At 54.3% G+C, this 733-nt stretch carries 1 rRNA gene; it reads left to right on the forward strand.

The annotated features are described in order from the left end of the window. A 16S ribosomal RNA gene (locus PY310_RS21490) occupies positions 1-118 on the forward strand; the annotation flags it as partial. Positions 119-733: the final 615 nt, after the last annotated feature.

Raw genomic sequence — 733 nt, forward strand, 5'->3', positions numbered from 1 at the left:
CCGAAGCCGGTGGCCTAACCCCCTTGTGGGGAGGGAGCTGTCGAAGGTGGGACTGGCGATTGGGACTAAGTCGTAACAAGGTAGCCGTACCGGAAGGTGCGGCTGGATCACCTCCTTTCTAAGGAGCACCTACAACAACCCTGCCAGGCGTTATGTCTGTGTGGTGGTGTTGTCAGGAGTACGCCCGTTGCGCAGACGCAAGTTCTGCGGCGGGTGCTCACGGGTGGAATATCAACAAATAGCGGCCGCGTGTTTCTTCTTCTTGCCTAGTACGGATGGTGTCTTTGGATGCTTGTCGTGGAACGGTGCCGGAGGTGGGGGCGGGTGGTTTAGTGTTTGGCACACTGTTGGGTCCTGAGGCAACAGGACCGGGGTGGGATGCGTTGCGGCTTACGGGTTGTGGTGTTCTTGTTCCGGGTTTGTTTGTTTCTGGTTTCCTGGCTGCACCGATCGCACGGTTGCTTGTTTCCTTCGGGGGCGGGTGGGTGTGGGGTGTGTGGTTTGGGGTTGTTGTTTGAGAACTACATAGTGGACGCGAGCATCTTTTATAAGAAGCAATTTCCAAGAATATGAACCTGGATCTGGCTGCGCGTGATGATGGCATCTCTTTTTGGGGGGTGTGGTTGTTGGGTGTGGTTGGTTTTCGTGGTTCTCTCGAAAATTTCTGAATTGATCTTTTGTGGTCAAGTTTTTAAGAGCACACGGTGGATGCCTTGGCATTAGGAGCCGAAGA

Source organism: Pseudarthrobacter naphthalenicus, from assembly GCF_029076445.1.
GTDB lineage: Bacteria > Actinomycetota > Actinomycetes > Actinomycetales > Micrococcaceae > Arthrobacter > Arthrobacter naphthalenicus.